Annotated in this window: 18 protein-coding genes; 10 read left to right on the top strand and 8 right to left on the bottom strand. The window is 50.3% G+C overall.

From position 1 onward, the window contains the following. Positions 1 to 51: 51 nt before the first annotated feature. Positions 52 to 783, top strand: a complete 732-nt coding sequence (locus LOY28_RS15125; RefSeq protein ID WP_258612034.1) for an SDR family NAD(P)-dependent oxidoreductase — start codon at positions 52 to 54, stop codon at positions 781 to 783. 255 nt (positions 784 to 1,038) lie between these two features. Here the strand turns inward: LOY28_RS15125 and kefC are convergent, their stop codons facing one another. The 5 genes from kefC to LOY28_RS15100 form a co-directional block, all read right to left on the bottom strand. Further along, on the bottom strand, positions 1,039 to 2,865 hold the full coding sequence (gene kefC / locus LOY28_RS15120) for a glutathione-regulated potassium-efflux system protein KefC (RefSeq protein WP_258612033.1): 1,827 nt from the start codon (positions 2,863 to 2,865) through the stop codon (positions 1,039 to 1,041). A gap of 1 nt (position 2,866) precedes the next feature. After that, positions 2,867 to 3,388 (bottom strand): glutathione-regulated potassium-efflux system oxidoreductase KefF, encoded by a 522-nt coding sequence (kefF, locus tag LOY28_RS15115; RefSeq protein ID WP_258614456.1) that lies wholly within the window; start codon positions 3,386 to 3,388, stop codon positions 2,867 to 2,869. Between the two features lie 190 nt (positions 3,389 to 3,578). Then, entirely contained in the window at positions 3,579 to 3,797 is a 219-nt protein-coding gene (locus LOY28_RS15110) for a 4-oxalocrotonate tautomerase family protein (protein ID WP_019579167.1), read from the bottom strand. Between the two features lie 169 nt (positions 3,798 to 3,966). Beyond that, positions 3,967 to 5,091, bottom strand: a complete 1,125-nt coding sequence (locus tag LOY28_RS15105; RefSeq protein ID WP_019579166.1) for an alkene reductase — start codon at positions 5,089 to 5,091, stop codon at positions 3,967 to 3,969. Between the two features lie 44 nt (positions 5,092 to 5,135). Next, positions 5,136 to 5,468: a carboxymuconolactone decarboxylase family protein gene (locus tag LOY28_RS15100; RefSeq protein WP_008015729.1), complete on the bottom strand. Its 333-nt coding sequence runs from the start codon at positions 5,466 to 5,468 to the stop codon at positions 5,136 to 5,138. Between the two features lie 302 nt (positions 5,469 to 5,770). On the opposite strand from LOY28_RS15100, the gene LOY28_RS15095 reads away from it, so the two are divergent. After that, positions 5,771 to 6,382: an ACP phosphodiesterase gene (locus LOY28_RS15095; RefSeq protein WP_258612032.1), complete on the top strand. Its 612-nt coding sequence runs from the start codon at positions 5,771 to 5,773 to the stop codon at positions 6,380 to 6,382. Positions 6,383 to 6,427: 45 nt separating this feature from the next. Here LOY28_RS15095 and LOY28_RS15090 read toward each other — a convergent pair whose 3' ends face one another. Further along, positions 6,428 to 6,931: an Lrp/AsnC family transcriptional regulator gene (locus LOY28_RS15090; RefSeq protein WP_008015727.1), complete on the bottom strand. Its 504-nt coding sequence runs from the start codon at positions 6,929 to 6,931 to the stop codon at positions 6,428 to 6,430. 275 nt (positions 6,932 to 7,206) lie between these two features. On the opposite strand from LOY28_RS15090, the gene LOY28_RS15085 reads away from it, so the two are divergent. The 8 genes from LOY28_RS15085 to LOY28_RS15050 all read left to right on the top strand — a co-directional run bounded on the left by LOY28_RS15085 (position 7,207) and on the right by LOY28_RS15050 (position 15,018). Continuing rightward, positions 7,207 to 8,028, top strand: a complete 822-nt coding sequence (locus LOY28_RS15085) for an ABC transporter substrate-binding protein (RefSeq protein WP_258612031.1) — start codon at positions 7,207 to 7,209, stop codon at positions 8,026 to 8,028. Positions 8,029 to 8,074: 46 nt separating this feature from the next. Further along, positions 8,075 to 8,878, top strand: coding sequence for an amino acid ABC transporter ATP-binding protein (locus LOY28_RS15080; protein WP_008015725.1), 804 nt, complete (start codon positions 8,075 to 8,077; stop codon positions 8,876 to 8,878). After that, positions 8,862 to 9,530: an amino acid ABC transporter permease gene (locus LOY28_RS15075; protein ID WP_007987610.1), complete on the top strand. Its 669-nt coding sequence runs from the start codon at positions 8,862 to 8,864 to the stop codon at positions 9,528 to 9,530. Before LOY28_RS15080 ends, LOY28_RS15075 begins: the two co-directional genes overlap by 17 nt. A gap of 10 nt (positions 9,531 to 9,540) precedes the next feature. After that, a complete protein-coding gene (locus LOY28_RS15070) occupies positions 9,541 to 10,206 on the top strand; it encodes an amino acid ABC transporter permease (RefSeq protein ID WP_258612030.1) in 666 nt (221 codons plus the stop codon). Between the two features lie 70 nt (positions 10,207 to 10,276). After that, complete coding sequence (locus tag LOY28_RS15065; RefSeq protein ID WP_258612029.1) at positions 10,277 to 11,587, top strand: FAD-binding oxidoreductase; 1,311 nt, start codon at positions 10,277 to 10,279, stop codon at positions 11,585 to 11,587. Positions 11,588 to 11,864: 277 nt separating this feature from the next. Beyond that, on the top strand, positions 11,865 to 13,367 hold the full coding sequence (locus LOY28_RS15060; RefSeq protein WP_258612028.1) for an FAD-dependent oxidoreductase: 1,503 nt from the start codon (positions 11,865 to 11,867) through the stop codon (positions 13,365 to 13,367). Positions 13,368 to 13,469: 102 nt separating this feature from the next. Continuing rightward, entirely contained in the window at positions 13,470 to 13,847 is a 378-nt protein-coding gene (locus tag LOY28_RS15055; RefSeq protein ID WP_019579157.1) for a Rid family detoxifying hydrolase, read from the top strand. A gap of 31 nt (positions 13,848 to 13,878) precedes the next feature. Continuing rightward, entirely contained in the window at positions 13,879 to 15,018 is a 1,140-nt protein-coding gene (locus tag LOY28_RS15050; RefSeq protein ID WP_081013814.1) for a PLP-dependent cysteine synthase family protein, read from the top strand. Between the two features lie 101 nt (positions 15,019 to 15,119). Here the strand turns inward: LOY28_RS15050 and LOY28_RS15045 are convergent, their stop codons facing one another. Then, positions 15,120 to 15,434 carry an EthD family reductase gene (locus LOY28_RS15045; RefSeq protein WP_054597275.1) on the bottom strand — a complete coding sequence of 105 codons (315 nt, stop codon included), beginning with the start codon at positions 15,432 to 15,434 and terminating at the stop codon, positions 15,120 to 15,122. Between the two features lie 25 nt (positions 15,435 to 15,459). Then, a complete protein-coding gene (locus LOY28_RS15040) occupies positions 15,460 to 16,338 on the bottom strand; it encodes a TauD/TfdA family dioxygenase (protein WP_258612027.1) in 879 nt (292 codons plus the stop codon). Positions 16,339 to 16,525 lie beyond the last annotated feature (187 nt).

Below are 16,525 nucleotides of genomic sequence, written 5' to 3'. Positions count from 1 at the left end.
CTTGGGATTCAACAGTTGTTTTCACCATGAAACTAACTCCTTGAGGTTGTAATGACTACCTATATCAGCGATTTATTTAAAGGAAAAGTTGTACTCGTCAGCGGCGGTACCTCGGGTATTGGGCAGTCAACGGCTGAATTTTTCGCTCGTCACGGCGCTCAGGTCGTTGCTATAGGTCTCGGCGCGGATGAAACAAACGTCACGCCTGGGGTTGACCTCGATCTTCGAGAAGTCAACGTCACTGACGATGCGGCGCTCAAAAAAGTCATTGAGAGCCTTGATCGCCTCGATATTCTGGTGCCAGCAGCTGGAGGCACCCTGGGAGAGAGAGAAGTCGAGTGGGAGGCTTTTAACCAAGTGCTATCAGTACAACTGCAAGCCGTTTATAGGCTCATTAACCTGTCATACCCCTTGTTGGCAAAGCAAGGCGGATCCATTATCAACATTGCTTCAATGTTCTCATTTTTCGGCGGTGGCAAGCTTGTCGCATATGCGGCAGCAAAAGGGGGGATTGTTCAGCTTACCAAGTCTCTCGCGGAGGCCTACGCACCTGATAATATTCGTGTAAACGCGGTTGCTCCGGGCTGGATTGCAACCCCCTTATTAGAAAAAATCGATGACGAGGCCAAGAGAGCTAGATTGCTGTCTCGAACTCCAATGAAGCGGTTTGGCACTGCCGAAGAAGTTGCCAAGGCAATTGCTTTCCTGGCTTCTGATGCCGCATCGTTTATAAATGGAGTCGTTCTCCCTGTGGATGGTGGCTACCTAACGACTGCTATCTAAGTGTGTACGCATCCACTTTAATAGGTTAAAAATGGAGTCCACCTAATTTAGGTTAAGTGGACACCGCCGCTTTGATCGAAGGTGGGACAAAGGTGTATTGCCCGGGCGATTACCGCTTACCTGAAGTTCTTCATTAAACGCCTTCCGACGAAGCCAACCAGTGAGATTACGCAGTTGTTGCCTCACGGTTTACGCGCTCTTTAGTACGCAAATCATCATTTTTGGTCTTTCAGGCGCCCCGATCATGAGGATAGTTTAGCTTCGTGTTTCCTCTTGGCTGCTTCTATCATGTTCAGGCCAATTATTGATTGGATGAGCACGGTCTTCGTTGAAAATTTCCGTCAGAAGGGCGTTGGCCCGCTTGTATGCGTCGTACTTGAACTCAGTGTCGTCCTCGGGCTGCGCGGCCATTTCTTCAAGCATTTCCTGGTTCAGACGGCGGAATCTATCCGCGCGTTCACGGGCCTCGTAGCGCCCGACGCCCAGTTGTTCCAGCGCTTTGCGTCCAAGGGACAAGGCGCTCTCAAAAGTTTCCCGCTCGACTGCCTCTATGCCCATCTGGCGTAGGGTAATGATGTGCCCCATGTCGCGAGCGCGCACCACCAGCTTCAGGGAGGGAAAATGCTCTTGGGCCAGCCGAGTCAGTGCCAGGTTGTCTCCCTGATTGTCGATGGCGTTGATCAGCACCACTGCTTGAGCAGCACCGGCGGCGTGCAGCAAATCAAGACGGGTCGCGTCGCCGTAGAACACCTTGACCCCAAACTTGCGCAACGTCTCGATATGATCGGGATCATGATCCAGCACCACTACTTCAAAGCCACAGGACATTAAGAGACGGCCCGCGATTTGGCCGAATCGACCAAAGCCGGCGATGATTACCCGAGGATTGCGCTGGTCGATGGTGTCAGCCTCCTGGTTGCCCTGTTTATTTGCGGACTCCAAGCGATTGAGCACTAGGATCAGCAGAGGTGTGACGCACATGGACAGTGCTACCGCCAAGGTCAGGCTTTTACCCCAAGGGTCGACCAGGATGCCGGCAACCGTTGCTGCGCCAAATACGACGAAGGCGAACTCACTGCCCTGACCGAGAAACACCGCCTGCCAGGAGCGCTGTTCAGTAGGGACACTCAGGAAGCGGCCAAGGAGTTTGATCACCAGCAGCTTGATCAGGATAAAACCCACGGTCAACGTAAAGACTTTCAGTGGCGCATTGATCAGGGTACCGAAGTCGATCGACATGCCGACGCCGATAAAGAACAAACCGAGCAGCAGCCCCTTGAATGGCTCGATGTCACTTTCCAGCGCGTGCCGGTATTCCGAGCTGGCTAACAGAACGCCGGCGAGAAATGCTCCCATCGCCATCGACAATCCTGCCTCTTCCAGCAACAACCCGAATCCAAACACCAGAAACAGCGCGACGGCGCTGAAGATTTCGCGCAAACCCGAGCGCGCGACAAAGCGCAGAACGGGCCGGGAGACGTATTGACCCAAGAGCACCACCGCGACAATCGCACCGACGATTTTCGCGATGGACAACGCGAGTTCCGCGCCGGTAGGCGTACCACCATTTGCGGCTAACAATGGAATCATCGCGACCAGCGGAATCGCCGCGATGTCCTGGAACAACAGCACGGCAAAGCTGCTGCGACCCACGGCAGTTGCGGTCATGTTTCGCTCGTTCATGGCCTGCATGGCTATGGCGGTCGACGACAGGCTCAGCGTCAATCCCACCAACAGTGCTGCTGTCCAGTTCAAGCCAAGTGCGGCGCAAAACACGGCAATTGCAACACCGCAGGCCAGCATCTGTAATGCGCCTCCACCGAAAACCATTCGGCGCATGGCCCAAAGACGTTTGGGATCAAGTTCGAGACCAATGATAAACAACATCAAAACTACGCCGATTTCAGCAAAGTGCAGGATGGACTCCACATCCGTTACCAGCTTCAGGCCCCACGGGCCGATCAGGCAGCCGGCCAACAGGTAGCCCAGAACCGGGCCAAGGCCTAACCGAACGGCGATTGGGACTATCAAGGCAGCTGAGCCCAAGTAAATGAGCATTTCAATCAGACTGTGAGTCTCCATATCAATCTTCCTTCCAGGAGGCCAAGCGCGCGTAATAGTGCTCGATTTGTGAGTGTAGGGAGTCGGGTGCAGCTGCATACGCGCCGTGTACCACGACCGGGTTCAGCCAGCGCATGCTGCAATAGATTGCCGTTGCGTGGAGGGGTTGAGCCAACACCGAGAAACCTGGGTGGTTGCCTATTTGGAAATGATCGTGCTCGCCACCCGTCGTGACGGCCCACAGCAGACTCTTATCTTTGAGGGCGACAGAGCCTTTGCCGTATGCCCAACCGTGAGTGAATACTTTATCGATCCATAATTTCAAAAGGGGCGGGGAGCTGTACCAATACATCGGATGTTGCAGTACGAGCAGCTGTGCTTGATCGACCGCTTTCTGTTCAGCCTCAACGTCGATATTGAAGTCTGGATAAAGGTCGTACAGGGAACGTATGACTATGTCCGGATTGCTGGATACGCGTTCGAGCATTGCTTGATTAACAAGTGATTTTTCGGGGTATGGATGAGCGTAAATGATAAGAATCAAGATGACCTCCAGGATGTCCGTTAGGTCGATGAGTGATAGAGGCCATCCCGCGTAAAGGATGGTTTTCATTCAAGCACTTTGAGGCCAATTAATGTCTTTTGAATGAAAAAGCCCTTCCTGGAGAAGATGCCAAGTCCCAAGAAACGAGATGCACCAAATCCAGAAAAGGCTTGATTTTCAGGGCCGCGCGTTATTCGCCAGCTTGTAGCTTCAGCACCTTTTCTGCGGTGATTGGTTCTCCTGCAATCCCCCAACTGCCGCTTTTCACTTCCTCGAAAAGAACCCAAGTGAGAGCGCGCATATTTTCACCTTCGACTGAGACCATGGCCTCGGTGACTTTATGAATCGCCTCGGCTTTTTGCTCTTCCGTGAAAACGCCTTCGATACCTTTAATAATGACTAACGGCATAGTGTGCTCCATTTCAATAAGGGCTATAGGTCAGTACCGAAGACGCCCATATCTCCGTGACTTTGGGGCGCGGCTTCTATCCAGTCTTTACAGCAGACATGACTGGTAGGTACCGCATTACGACGGGCCTGCCCACGCAGAACTCAACGTAGGCTGAGCCTTAAAGCAATTACGCTTCAGCCGGAACCCGCTGAGCAGCGTTAGCGTAAGTCGGATAGTCGGTGTAACCCTTTTCAATCGAATCGCTTACGCCGTAGTAGGTTGCGCGATCGCCTTCCGCCAATGGCCAACCGTTCTGCATACGCTCTACCAGATCAGGGTTGGCAATGTAGGCGGTGCCGAAAGCGATCAGGTCGAGTTCACCTTTGGCCAGTTCAGACTCTGCGATCTCTTTGGTGAAGCCGCCAGCAGCCATCAAGGTGCCTTTGTATGCTTCGCGGAAGGCTGCTCCGAAACCCGGAGGTGTTTGCGCGGCGAGGATGGTTGGTTGGTAGTTCAGATGAACGAACGCTAGTTCCCGTTCATTGAGGGCTGCTGCCATGCTCATCCAGGTTTCTTCTTCACCGTCGTACACGCCGAAGTCATACAGGCGACCAAACGGCGAGAAACGTACACCAATCTGGGAGCCACCGATTTCAGCAGCAATTGCGTCAATGGTCTCCAGCAGGAAGCGCTGACGGTTGGCAATCGAGCCACCGTACTGGTCGGTTCGAGTGTTCAAGGCACTGCTCAGGAACTGATCGAACAGAAAGCCGTTCGCCGCCATGATTTCGATACCATCAAAACCTGCGTCCATTGCCATTCGCGCAGATTTCACAAAGTCGGCGATAACGCGTTTTACTTCCTCAGTTTCCAGAGCACGTGGAGCGCTAGGTTGAACCGGGCCTGATTTGCCAGGGTCGATCCACGCATACACCGTGGTATCAACCGCAGGCACCGTACCCGAGGAGACCGGCACCATGCCATGCACCGAAACATGAGACATACGGCCAACGTGCCAGAGCTGCGCAAAAATTTTCCCACCCTTGGCATGTACGGCTTCGGTGACTTTGCGCCAGCCTGGCAAGTGCTCATCTTCGTAAATGCCAGGGGTGTACAGATAGCCGCGAGCCTCGTCGGAGATAGGCAGGCCTTCGGTGATCAGCAAGCCGGCAGAAGCACGTTGCGCGTAATACAGCGCGTTGGATTCATTTGGAATGTTGTTCAGGGTACGGGTGCGGGTCATCGGCGCCATGACAACACGGTTTTTCAGCGCAATGCCTGACAAATCGTAAGGGGTGAACAGCTTATTCATGATTAATCTCGACGTCGTTAAAGAGTTGAAGGGCGGAGAAAGACTTATGACTTGTCGAAGGCGTCAAGCACGTGAGTGCTATAGACCAGCGCAGCCCCTGCGTTCATGTTGATTGCTACGCCCAAAGCTTCTGCCACCTCTTCAGTAGTTACGCCGAGCTTTTTGGCCTCTGCAGCGTGAAAAGCAATGCAGCCATCGCAGCGGGTAGTCACCGCTACGGCTAACGAAATCAGTTCGCGTGTTTTGGCGTCCAGCTGGTTTGTTTTCGCGCCAGCACCTCCTAGCGAAGCCATGCCTTTCAAGGTCTCAGGGGACAGGCTATTCAGCTGTACCAGGCGGGCATTGATGTCTTGACGAGTTTGCTTCCAATCTTGCATAGGATTCTCACGTGGGCGTTAACGCCCTGCAGGTTCACGGGGATAATTTTGAATCTGCATATACGCTACCATCTAGTTGGTAGGCGTGCAATGAGAAAAACGACAATCGGCGTCATCATGTCATTTTGAAGGTGGCTGCGGGCGACACGCAGCTGCAGAGCTAGGATGGCTGGTCGGCTTTAAATCTGCTATTGATGACCTACCTAGTGAATGGTAGCGTTTGTGTAGAGGGCCAATCTCGGACGGGCGGAGCCCAGCGCTATCAACCCACCCCAAAGCCCTATAGTTAGTAGGAGTCGCTGATGAATTACCTTGCACATCTCCACTTAGGCGGTCAGGAGCCACAGCAGCTGCTGGGGAGTCTTTATGGGGATTTTGTAAAGGGGACGTTTTTAGGAAATTTCTCTACGCAGACTGCAGAGGCAATCAGGCTGCATCGTCGAATTGATGCTTTTACGGATTCCCATCCACTGGTTAGAAGGGCTCTGGAGCGATTTCCTGTTACAAGACGTCGCTACGCGGGTATCGCTCTCGACATGTTTTTTGATCATTGCTTAGCGCGGGATTGGGAGCGATACGCCGATCAGCCCCTGGACGTTTTCTCTCAAAAAATCTACCGACTTTTAGAGGATGAACCCGCGTTGCCGGAGCGCTTGGCCCAGATCGCGCCGTTGATTATTTCGGAAGATTGGCTTGGCGCGTATAGGGATTTTTCGATGATCGGACATGGGCTGGAAGTCATTTCCCTGCGCCTATCCCAACCAGAAGGCTTGCATGGGGCATACGAAGAGCTGACAGCGCTGTATGAGCCGCTAAGTGCGGATTTCCTAGAGTTCTATCCATTGCTGTGGCAGTACGCCCAACCCGGTTCGGAATTAGGAGAAGTATTGCCAATTTCGATGGTTAGCGTTTAGACCAGGCAGCTCGTCTGGATACCGCGAGCTGCCTCAGAATCTGATTTAGTCTGGAATAAAATCAAGCGGTACTTCGCTTGTTGATTTTATTTCTTCCATTGCAAACATGGACGTGATGTTCGCTACGGGTAACTGACCGATGATTTTTTTATAAAGCACGTCATAGGCTTGAATGTCCGGTAAGAACGCGCGGATCAAATAATCAACCTCGCCGCTCATCCGATAGATATCAACAATTTCTGTCATATCGCGAGTCGCTTGATAGAAACGATCTATCCATTCGATGGAGTGCTCTCTAGTTTTGATCATGATGAACACTGTCACTTTTGCATTCAGTGTCGTTCTATCGAGGATGGCGACACGTTTCTTTATGAAACCTTGCTGTTCCAGGCGCTGAATTCTGCGCCAGCAGGGCGTCATAGAGAGCCCGACCTGCTCTGCGAGCTCGGTTACGGGCTGAGTAGCGTCGCGCTGAAGTCCCGCCAGTATTCGACGATCGATACGGTCTAGACGGGAGGAACGATCCGGCAGCTTTGAAGAACTGGTCATTTACACAGCCTCGAAAAAATATTGCACAGATAGAGAAAACATTAGAAGTTGCTTCCAAGTCAAGAGGTTCGAGTGTGGAAATTTTGCAATAGTTTACCTATTGTCAAATGGTAGTCTTTTTTCAACAGCGAGACGGATCGAGCGGAGTGCTTCATTAGGGAGAAAAAAAGAGGTGCGTCTCAGTCCCAAAGCGGGCGCGCTGAAAATAACAAGAGGCTCAGAGGGCCATCCCCTCGAATCTGCGCTTGGCCGGCGCATCACTGGGAGATACCGATATGATTTTCAAACGTATGGGCATGCGTCTGTTACCGGCATTGGTTCTAGTAGGAGTGGTTTCCGGATCGTCAGGCGTTTACGCCGAGGGTGAGGGGGATGGCATATGGGCCGCAGCCCAAAAATCTGGATCAATTCGATGTGGCACGGCGGAGGCTCCGCCCTACATCATGAAAGACCCTGCCACCGGGGAGTATTCAGGTTTCTTTGTAGACGCATGCAGAGAGTTCGCTGAAATACTGAAGGTTAAGCCGGTCTTTGTGGACACCAGTTGGGACAACATGATCGCTGGCTTGCAATCCAGAAAATGGGATTTGGCACCGGCACTTACGGCTACCCCGCAACGTGCGCTCTCTATCGTGTTCTCTAAAAACCTTTCAGCTACCGAATCGACCTTTATTTACAACCAGAAAAATCCCAAGACGAATCAGCCTAAAGGAGTTGCTGATATCGACCAATCGGGAGTGACCATCGCGGTGTCATCTGGCACAGCTCAGGATAAGTCTTTAACGGCCATCATCAAAAACGCATCGATCATGCGTCTGCCTGGCCCCGACGAAATCCGTTTGGCTGTTATGTCCAAACGAGCTGATGTGATTTTCGATACATCGGCAGCTAATGACCTTTTCGCCGCTTCTCACCCCGACTGGGCGGTAGTTCTTAGACCTGTACCAGCGATCGATAAAAAAGGTGTTTCGTTTGGCCTACGGCGTGATACCTCATACGCTGATCTTCAAGTATTAGACCTTTATATCAATGATGCCGTCACGACCGGTCATATGGATGAGCTAATCAAAAAAGCTATAGCGCACGAGACTAAGTAATTTCCTAGTGAGTGGTAGTGGCTGTCTGAATTTGGAGTAGAAGCTAATGGCAAATGCAAACTATCTCGTAGAAATGAAGGGGCTGCACAAGAGCTACGCAGGCGGCGTAAAACCTGTGCTGCAAGGTTTGGACATTAGCATGTGCCCTGGTGACCGTGTCGTCGTGATTGGGCCGAGTGGTGGCGGAAAAAGTACGTTGCTACGAGTGTTGATGGGTCTAGAAGATATTGATAAAGGTCAATTACTGTTTCAAGGTAAAAACTATATTACGACTGATAAGTTCGGAAGAACCGTAATTGATAAGGATATTCGTCGTAACATCGGTATGGTTTTCCAGCATTACACTTTGTTCCCGCACCTGAATATTTTACAAAATCTGACACTTGCGCCGATCAAGGCTCGGGGGGAGTCAAGACAATCGGCAGAACAGCGAGCACGTGGTTTGTTGATCAGATTTGGATTGGAAGGAAAGGAGAAAGCCTATCCAGCCCACTTGTCTGGTGGACAAAAGCAGCGAGTGGCCATCGCCAGAGCTTTAATGCTCGACCCAAAATTGATGCTATTCGACGAAGTTACGTCGGCTCTTGATCCTGAGCTTGTCGCTGAAGTCGAGCAAGTCATTATGCATTTGGCTGAACAGTCCATGCCGATGGTGATAGTGACTCACGATATGCACTTTGCAAAGAATATCGCTTCGCGCGTGATTTTTTGCGCTGGCGGTGTGGTGGTCGAAGATGGCCCCCCTGAACAGGTACTGGGTAGGCCCAAGGAAGCTCGAACGAGAGAGTTCATACAGAGAGTCTTTCATATTGGCGAGACTGTAGGAGTCGGACGTGAACTATCAATTTGATTTGTTCTTTATCGCGAACGGTCTCTGGCCACTACTGAAAGGGTTAGTCGTAACCCTACAGCTCACCGTGGCGGCGAACATCATAGGGTTGACTCTGGGTTTCGTTATTGCGCTCCTGGTAATGAGCCCCAATCCGATACTCCGTTGGCCTTTCACTCTGTTCATCGAGTTTTTCCGCTGTACTCCTGCGCTTGTCCAGATCGTATGGTTTTTCTACTGCATACCAATCATCTTCGATGTTTACATAGATGCATTGACGATGGGGATCTTGGCGATTGGCCTTAATCTCGCAGCATTCAACGCAGAGGCGTACAGGGCGGCCATCCAGGGAGTGCAAAGTAATCAGTACGACGCGACTATTGCGTTGGGTCTCTCTCCGTTTCAACGAACGGTCTATGTAGTGCTACCTCAAGCATTTCGCTCGGCTCTACCTGTGTTAGTTGCAAACGGAATTGGCGCCTTTCAGCAAACTGCACTCGTTGCGATCGTAGCCTTGCAAGATCTAATGTACATGGGGAAAATTTTGGCCACCGATACCTACCGTCCTATAGAAGTGTTCACGGTTATTGCACTCATATACTTTGCGATATCGTTCCCAATATCTCAGCTCGTAGAATACATAGAGCGCCGCCGTAAAGCGGAAAACTCATGAGGACGCGGCCATGGAACTAGATTTTTCAGTAATCTTCGATTACAAGGCTGCGTTGTTTTTTGGCCTCTTATTAACTCTGAAGCTTACAGCTATCTGTGTGATATTGGGTTGCGCTTTAGGCTTTATGGTCGCCATAGCGCGTAGCTCAAAAAACAAAATTATATATGGGATTAGTACCGTATATGTGGCGTTGTTTCGTGGCACTCCAGTGCTCATTCAGTTGTTTTGGATGTTTTTCTGCTTGCCTCTGGTATTAGGTGTTGAGCTCTCGAACCTGACTTGTGGAATCATCGCGCTTACGTTGTATATGGCGGCGATAACCAGTGAGACGTTCCGTGCATCGTTCAGCTTCGTTAGCAAAGAACAACATGATGCGGGGGTTGCTCTCGGACTGACATACCGTGTCCATACATTGTACGTTCTTCTACCACAAGCGCTCCTCAGAGCGGCTCCCACGCTTTTATCGAATTGCACTAGCTTGTTTAAGGAGAGTGCACTCGTCTCCGCCGTGGGTATGGCCGACTTGATGTTCGTTAGTCAAAACATATCAAACCGAACGGGGCATCCGGTGGAGCTGTTGACCGCTGCTGCAGTAATTTATTTTGTAATTGCGTTTCCTATTACTCGCGCTGTCACGGCGCTGGAGCGGAAGATTTTGCATACCATGGCTATTTAGTTAAGCAAAAAACGAACCCTTTGTAGCGATTGATAATGGTTAATAATTTAAGCGCTCGTAGCGAAGTAGGATGACTATGTTTAATGGCGATAGACCTTTCATTAGCGGACAAGAATCTGAAATCAACCATTCAATGTGGTCTGCGACCGGTGGGGAAAAGCCAGAAAGCGTGATTCTGGCGCGGCAAGAGTCCTGCGATGTCTTGATCATTGGCGGCGGATTCAATGGCGTGACTGCTGGGCTCCACTGTGCAGAACGCGGCGCTAGGACAATATTGGTTGAAGCCCAAGAAATTGGTTCTGGTGCTAGCGGACGGAACGCAGGGCAGGTAAATCCGGGTCAGTTTCTCTCGCCGGAACAAATTCTTCGTGCGCTCGGCCCGGATTACGGTCAGCTCTTTTTGAAGGAGTTGGGCAGCGCGCCTGACGTCGTCCGTCAACTGATACGCGATTACGGTGTTGACTGTGCCGCTGACGAGAGGCCTATCATCCGCTGTTCAACGTCTCCTCAGAAAACACGAGAACTCGAAACCCAGGCCGTGGATTGGCAAGCCTTGGGCGCGAATGTTCAGATGGTCTATGGCTCTGAACTCGAAGAGATGAACGGATCGACCCGATATAAAGCTGCACTGATCGATCATCGCGGATTTACGCTTCAACCGCTTGCCTACGTGCGCGGGTTAGCGCGAGCCGCAGTCGCCAGAGGTCTTAGAATTTCTACCGGGTCTAAAGTGACATCCCTGGAACCTTCAGGTACCGGATGGGTCGCTACCACCGGCAATACGACAATAAAAGCCGACAAGGTCATTCTCTCAACCAACGCATACAGCAATGATCTGGTACCAGGTTTCAAAGAGGAAATAATGCCTCTTGGTGCTTTTGGTATTGCCACTGCAGATCCGTTACCTCCTGAGTGGAGAGAGCGAATTTTACCTCACTACATCGCCATGTGGGACACCCATAAAATACCGCTGTGGTTCAGGTATGACCCAGTTGGTCGCCTACATGTTGGATCTATTGGATTCCTTCCCATTCATTCGGAGGGGGATAATTGGGTAAATCGCGCCATGAAGTTCGTCTACCCATTCGCGCCTACATTCAAATGGGGTTATCGATGGTCGGGCACGCTTGGCCAAACGGTCGACAGATTGCCGCATCTCGTTGAACCGCGCCCAGGCATCTTTGCAACCATCGGATGTAATGGGCGAGGCATTGCGCCAAATGCCTATTTCGGAAAAATGCTGGCTAAAATCGCACTCGGCGATGATGTAATTACTCCATTGCCACTAAGAACGTCTTCGAAATATCCAATGCGTGAGATCGCATTAGAAGCGTATGACGCTGGAATTCGTTTCTATCGCAATACGTTACTTTTTACGTAACCAAGACGAAAAAAATTGTGGGCTCTGCAGTATTGTTGGAGGTCTTTGTTCACGCATTAGCGAATGCTTGGAAAATATTTCCAAAAGTTTAGCTTTTTTTAGAAGTCTATTCGGTTTTGCTTGGCTTTAGCGGTGAAGATTGGAAACTGCTTTTAGTGAAGGAAGAATACACTGACTTTATCAAGCCGGATTAGCGAAAGAGCGATATGAGTGGCCTCTAGGGCTGTTTGCGACGAGATGACCTATATTTCGGATCTATGTAGATAGGTGAAGAAAAATGAGTGTGAAATCAACAGAATGTAGTGCTCTTGATGAATTGGCGTCCAGGGTACAGGCCGATCTCCACGTTCTACGTTTTCCCCATGACCCTTGGGTGCTGCCCAAGACGCACCCTAGCGGCAAGCATGTCTATGACGTGGCGATCATCGGGGGAGGCCAAGGCGGGCTGGCAATCGCGGCGGGGCTTTTGCGCGAACGGGTTGATAACATCGTTGTTTTTGATCAGCAGCCTAAGGGACTGGAAGGCCCATGGAACAATACGGCGCGGATGCGCACTTTGCGTACCGTAAAGCATTTGCCAGGTATTGATGCGTCCTTAACCAGTCTTGCACCTCAAGCCTGGTACACAGCCAAATACGGTGAAGAGGCTTGGGAAGAGCTGGTCAAGATTCCGAAAGGGGACTGGCAAGAGTATCTTACATGGTGTCGCGATACGCTGAAGATTCCAGTCGAGAATCTTACTGGTGTATCCAACGTTATTCCAGAAGACAAACTGTTTCGACTAGAGCTGAACAGATTTGACGGTCGAGGGGAAATATCGTCTCGCGAGTTTGTTTATGCTCGCAGAGTCGTTGTTGCGACGGGCGTTGATGGCAGCGGGGCGTGGCATGTACCCAAATTCATCTCATCGGCATTGCCCAAAGATCGATATGCTTCTTCAGGAGAGCATATTGATTTTTCCAAGCTTGTAGGGAAGAAGATAGCTGTTCTCGGTGCAGGCGCATCTGCTTTCGATAACGCTTCGACCGCACTTGAGGCGGGAGCGTTAGAAGCGACTGTTTGTATTCGTCGCAAGGATATCCAGCGTATTAATCCTCAGATCTGGATGGCAAAAGCAGGGTTCCTTAATCATTACGCTGATATGGACGATTCCCTGAAGTGGAAATACATGCGGCATATGTTCAGGTACAACATTCCAGCTCCGCAGGACGCCTACAATCGATTGTCAGGCCTAGAAGGTGCAAGCGTTCGTACCAATGCGGCCTGGGAAGGGGTGAAACTCGTAATTGATGACGGAAAAGAACAAGTTGAGGTCTCCCTTGCGTCTGGAGACAAGCTCAAAGTGGACTATTTGATCGTCGCCGTCGGTTTTGTGAATGATTTTTCTCTACGCCCGGAGCTTTCAAGCATTGCCAATAGCATAGCACTCTGGCAAGACAAATATAGCCCGGCTCATGGGGAGGAAGATGCTCAAATTTCCAGTCATCCCTACTTGGGTGAGAATTTTGAGTTTGTCGAGAAAAGGTCTGGGGAAACTCCCTACATTTCGAAGATATTCAATTTTACCTATAGCGCACTCGTCAGTATGGGGCTTTCCGGCTCCGCTATCAGCGGCTTTAGATATTCGGTTCCTCGCGCGGTGCGTGGTATCACCAAATCGCTATATCTTGAGGATGCTGAAGAAATTTATAATAAATTTACCGATTACGCTGAGCTTGAAATAGTAGGGGTCGTTCCCTTCAATAATTCAACTCAAAAAAGAAAAGTTTTCGCTGATTGAATTAAGTGTCGTTGTTCAGTTCATGAAAGGTATCGGCAATCGGTACCTTTACTAATATCGAAGCTGTGAATTTTAATATTCTAAAAAGGGTAGGGTATTTTTATGAAAAATATTTCCACTTTGTTAGCGCCTGCTGCCGTCGGCCCATATTCGCAAGCAGTATGCCATGGCGAGTATCTGTTTGTTTCGGGACAACTCGGCATCGACCCTTCCAAGGGAGAGCTAGTAGCGGAAGATGCCATGCTTCAAATGAAACAGTGCCTCAGCAATATTTCAGCGATTGCTGGAGCAGCAGGTACTGATATTTCAAAGACTATCAAAACAACAATAATGGTTACGAACTTAGGTGATTTCGCCAGGTTGAATGAAGTGTATGCGACCTATTTCTCTTCACCGTTCCCCGCTCGAGCCACGTTCGAGGTTTCCGCACTTCCGAAAGGAGCCCTCGTCGCAGTAGACGCAATTGTCGCATTGGACTGAATGTTGAATTAGTGGCCAAAACAGGATATTTATGAATCTTAATCTCGGAAATCAGGATAAAGAGTGGACTCGCTGGGCGATCGGCGTGTTGCAGGGGGATGCTAATCGCTCTGCCGATACACATCTGATTCCTTTGGATTTTAATGGGCTACCTGGGATATCGATTTATCTGAAAGATGAGTCTACTCACCCTACAGGCAGTCTGAAGCACCGCTTGGCACGATCGCTTTTCCTGTATGGCATCTGCAATGGCTGGATAAAGAAAGGTACTTTATTAGTCGAGGCATCTTCTGGTTCAACAGCTGTCAGTGAGGCGTATTTCGCTAAGCTCCTAAATCTGCCCTTTACTGCGGTAATGCAGCGCTCCACCAGTTGCCAGAAAATCGATGCTATCAATCGATTAGGGGGGGCATGTCACTTTGTTGACAATCCTGGAGCTATCTATACGGTCGCCGAGCAACTTGCTCGTGAAACGGGTGGTCATTATTTAGATCAGTTTACAAATGCAGAGCGCGCTACAGACTGGCGCGGCAATAATAACATTGCCGAAAGTATATTTTCGCAAATGGCAATGGAGCAAGATCCTGAACCAGCGTGGGTGGTTATGAGTGCCGGCACTGGAGGAACATCAGCCACAATCGGAAGGTATATCAAGTATAAGCATCTGAATACTCGACTTTGTGTAGTTGACGTTGAACATTCCGCTTTCTACGAATCCTACGATACTGGAGATAAGGCGAGCACTTGTGCGACTCCGTCTCGCATCGAAGGTATTGGTCGGCCTAGGGTAGAGCCTTCGTTCATCCCTGATGTCATCGATCACATGATCAAGATTCCAGACGCCGCTTCACTTGCTGCCATGCACGTTCTTTCAGAGCGGTTATCGCGCCGTGTTGGTGGTTCTACGGGAACGAATTTCTTTGGTGTTTGTTGTATTGCGGAGCAAATGCGCTCACAGAAACAGACAGGTTCGATAGTGTCGGTAATTTGCGATTCGGGAGATCGTTATGCCTCTACATATTACGATGCTGATTGGCTCAAAGAAGCCAATATTGACATAAGGCCTTATGAGAAATATTTGAATTTGTTTCTCGATGGAAAGAGTTCGGATGTGTCACTGATCAGCCTTTGTAAAAATATATGCGGTAGTAGTGTTGTGGCTCATTGTTAGTTATTAATAAATTGATGGCTCTTATGCAAGCGTTAAATAATTAGGCACCTGGTTCTTAAAAACAGGTGCCTTTCGGTGTGCGCCAATTGGTTTCTTGGGGATCAGCCGACGATCACTTCGCTGATCTGAATGGTGGGCTTGAGACTGGTGTAATTGGCGATGTCCGCTCCGATAGCCTTGGCATGCGGCCCGAATGCAGAGGCGAACGCGTCGAGTGATTCGAAGAAGAGATGACCTATCGCAATGTAGGTTGGAGCGCTTCCAGGCACTGGGCCTTGAAGGCCTTTCTCAATAGTGAAGTGACTGCAGGCCCCGGCCATCTTCTGCTGAATCATCGTCATATGCTGCTCACGATAGTAATCGAAGTCGAAGGTTGCGCCAGCTTCATTCGGGTACAGAATGCTTACGTCAATCATTGGGTGTATTTCCCTGGTTTATTGATTAAACGGCGGCAACACCAACAGGGCGTTCGCCTGAGATGGTTGTTCGATGCATGAGGCGTAGGTGGCCGTCGTAGCCACCCTCTGCATTGTGAAGCGTGCAGCGGTTGTCCCACAGAGTAAGCATGTTCGGCGCCCATCGGTGACGGTAGACATATGTGTCCTGCACCATGTGCTGATACAAATAACTCAGCAGCGACGTTGATTCTCCATGAGTCAAACCCTGAATACCCTGCGTGTAGACAGGGCTCACGTAGAGGGATTTGCGACCCGTTACGGGATGTACACGTACCAGCGGGTGTGGCCAGGTTTTGTCGGCGTCTTCACTGACCACTATCTTCATTGAGCGTGCTTCTGTCTCTTTTGCGAACAGGCCATTTTTGCCATAGGGCATGCTCGCAGAATGTATCGCGACGAGATGATTGATGAGTCCCTTCATGGTCTCAGAAAGATCATCGTAGGCACGATAGCCGTCGGCAAATAGCGTATCGCCGCCCACGGGCGGAGTGATCTTGGAATGTAGGATGGTTCCCGCTGGCGGCTGTTCCTGAAAGCTCCAGTCTGAGTGCCACTGTGCACCAAAGTTAACTGCCTTTTCATCAGCCTCGCGTCTGAGTTCGAGAATGTGCGGATGAGCTTCCATCGGGATGATATATGGGTCTACGCCGAACTCACCAAACTGAAGCGTGAACGCCTCCAGTTGTGTGTGGGAGAGAGGCTGATCCGGGAAGTAAATCACCGAGTGCCTAGCCCACGCTTCCTTCACCTCTCTTAGTACAGCTGCCGTGAGTGGCTTATCAATCGAGATACCAGTAATCCTAGCTCCAAAACCCTGAGCCTCGGGTTCCACCTGAATATGCCTAAAGTTGCTGTCCATCATCGCAGTCCCTTTCTCTCGTTTTTATAAATAAATCACAGGAAGACCGTGGAGGGATTCTCCGATGCCAGTCCTCTGCTGTCGTTGCTACCGTGCGACAGAGAATTGATTTGGGATGCCAATACCTTGGGCGGTTGGTGTTCCCACCTTTTAAATTGTCGTGTCGAAACAAATCTTTGGCGTGTGGTGC

Origin of the sequence: Pseudomonas sp. B21-017 (genome assembly GCF_024749245.1) — a bacterium.
GTDB lineage: Bacteria > Pseudomonadota > Gammaproteobacteria > Pseudomonadales > Pseudomonadaceae > Aquipseudomonas.
This window is presented reverse-complemented; position numbering and strand designations above follow the sequence as displayed.